This is a genomic window from Peribacillus sp. (assembly GCF_059453735.1).
Genome location: NZ_JAZVJO010000050.1, coordinates 1 through 2,513 on the forward strand (window position 1 = coordinate 1; position 2,513 = coordinate 2,513).

The 2,513-nt window shown below is 36.9% G+C and carries 2 protein-coding genes; both read right to left on the reverse strand.

What is annotated here, in order from left to right; translation table 11 throughout:
* Positions 1 to 103: 103 nt before the first annotated feature.
* Positions 104 to 889, reverse strand: coding sequence for an HAD family hydrolase (locus AC52RT_RS01625; protein ID WP_495539136.1), 786 nt, complete (start codon positions 887 to 889; stop codon positions 104 to 106).
* Positions 890 to 1,010: 121 nt separating this feature from the next.
* The gene (locus AC52RT_RS01630) at positions 1,011 to 2,150 is read right to left on the reverse strand and encodes a zinc-dependent alcohol dehydrogenase (RefSeq protein ID WP_495539137.1); all 1,140 of its coding nucleotides are present in this window, start codon (positions 2,148 to 2,150) and stop codon (positions 1,011 to 1,013) included.
* Positions 2,151 to 2,513: the final 363 nt, after the last annotated feature.

Consider the following 2,513-nt stretch of genomic DNA (forward strand, 5'->3'; position numbering starts at 1 on the left):
GGCATCCGCTGCTTTTTTAAACTCTCCTAAACGTTCTTTTCAAAGGAGTGGTTATTATAATTATATACCCGCTGTTTTCAAAACTAAACCTTTTTCGACAAAATTATTTTAATTTTGCTAGGATAGGGAAAAGTTCGTGCAAATTAGTTATTTCATAGTCAGGTATAACATGATTACGTTCCTTCTCATGACGGTTAATCCATACGGAAGAAATCCCTGCTCTCGATGCCCCAAGAATGTCCGTCATTAGATTGTCTCCCACCATTATCACTTCTTCTTTTTTCAAATTCATCAGCTTCAGGGCATGCTCAAAAATCCCTGGGTCTGGTTTGCCGCGGCCAAAATCACCTGAAATAACTATTTGATCAAAATAAGGGACTAATTCTGGCGTAATTTCAAGCTTAGTATGCTGTAAATCCGGTGAACCATTTGTTAACAACAGCAGCTGGTACTCTTTTTTTAACTGATTCAGAACTTCATAGGAGTCATCATACACGATTGGATTTTTCTTTCGTTCAAGCGGAAACATTTCGGCAAGCTCTTTACCATAGTCAGGGTTGTCGATTCCTAATGCTTGCAACCCTCTTGTCCAAGCATCTTTACGATAACCTGGAACAATTTCCTTCATCTTGCGGAAATTCACTTCATCATCAAGAAAGTTCCCCCAAAGCCCTTCAAAAGGATTTATCCCAATCATCTGTGTAAACTCATACGTCTCATATGATGCATACAGCTCACGTGCTTCTCTCCGCACTACTTCTTCAAGCTGCTTGACATCGATGCCGAATTTATTACCAGCTGCCCTGCATGTAGCCTCAAAAGCTTTTGCCACACTTTGCTGATCCCAAAGCAGTGTATCATCCAAATCAAAAAAGATTGCTTTTACCATATCTGACATCCCCCTTATGTACCCCAGTAATCCTCAACTTAATGATAAACTACATTAACCCGTCAAGAAAGAAAAATCCTCAAAAGCATTACTGCTTTGAGGAAAGTCATTAATTTACTATTTATGGTTTCAAAACGACTTTTATACATTCATCTTCATGGTCATTAAAGATTTTGTAGGCTTCGCTTGCTTGTTCTAGTGGAATCTTATGAGAAATAATCTCTGTTGGATCAAATTCCTTAGCAGTAATCATGTTAAAAATCTTCGGCATTAAATGAATAACTGGTGCTTGTCCCATCTTAAGGTTAATGTTTCTCTCAAATAAATTACCTAGCGGGAACATATTATATTTTGAACCATAAACACCTGTCAACTGAATCGTTCCAAATTTCCGAACGGCATTCAGACCAATGTCAATTGCACTTAACGTACCTCCTTGGAGCTTCAGCTTTTGCTCAACGGCTTCCACCACAGATTTTTTTCCGTCCATTCCTACACAATCGATAACAACATCTGCGCCTCCGCTCGTTATTTCTTTAAGGTAACTTCCCATATTGTTATACTCATCGAAATTAAATATTTCGACTTTATTCATACTCTTGGCACGATTTAATCGATATGGAAGATTATCAATAGCTATGACACGTTTTGCACCCTTCATCCAGGCAAATTTTTGTGCCATTAATCCGATTGGACCACATCCAAGAACAACGACTGTATCTCCTTTTTTCACACCAGCATTTTCAACAGACCAATAAGCAGTAGGAAGAACATCTGACATAAACAAAACTGCCTCATCTTCAAGCTCACAAGATTCAGGAATTATGAATGGCATAAAGTTTCCATACGGTACACGTAAATATTCCGCTTGTCCACCCGGATAATTCCCATAACGTTCCGTAAATCCAAAATATCCCCCTGTATCAATATCTTCATTCCTATTTGAATGATCACACTGACTTTCCATATCATGCTCACAATAAAAACAATGACCGCAAGCAATATTGAACGGGAGAACCACTCTGTCCCCTTTTTTTACTTTAGTCACCTCTGGACCTACTTCTTCTACGATTCCCATCGGTTCATGACCAATGACATAATCCTTCTGCGCAGGCAGCGCACCTTGATAAATGTGAAGATCCGAACCACAAATCGCTGTCGATGTAATCCGCACAATAATATCATCTTTCATTTGAAGTTTTGGATCTTCCACTTGTTTAACTTGAATATCCTTTGCCCCCTGAAAAGTAACTGCCTTCATTCAAACTCCTCCTAAATTAAAATAGTCTTCTATTTGTATACCCATTCTTTAGCTATTTATGTTATTTTTTAACTGATATTAAAAGAAGATCCTCTGTTTAATTGGAAAATAATGTTTCAATAATTTACATTAGTAATAGAAAAGATTACTATTAATTTATATAAATAATCAATATAAGGAGTATTATGTTGAAAAATCACGAATATTATCAAAACCAATACCGATTAATTCTTAAAAGTTTTATGGGTGTGATTTCTTTCTTACTTTTAGTCGGTATATCTGTTTCTCCAATCAACTGGAAGAACGACCCTTTCGACATGTCTTTACAAGTTGTATTAATAACAGGAATTATCCTATCGCTGA

Coding starts and splice junctions, on each gene's coding strand:
- AC52RT_RS01625 (WP_495539136.1), bottom strand. CDS start 889: ATGGTAAAAGCAATCTTTTTTGATTTGGATGATACACTGCTTTGGGAT.
- AC52RT_RS01630 (WP_495539137.1), bottom strand. CDS start 2,150: ATGAAGGCAGTTACTTTTCAGGGGGCAAAGGATATTCAAGTTAAACAA.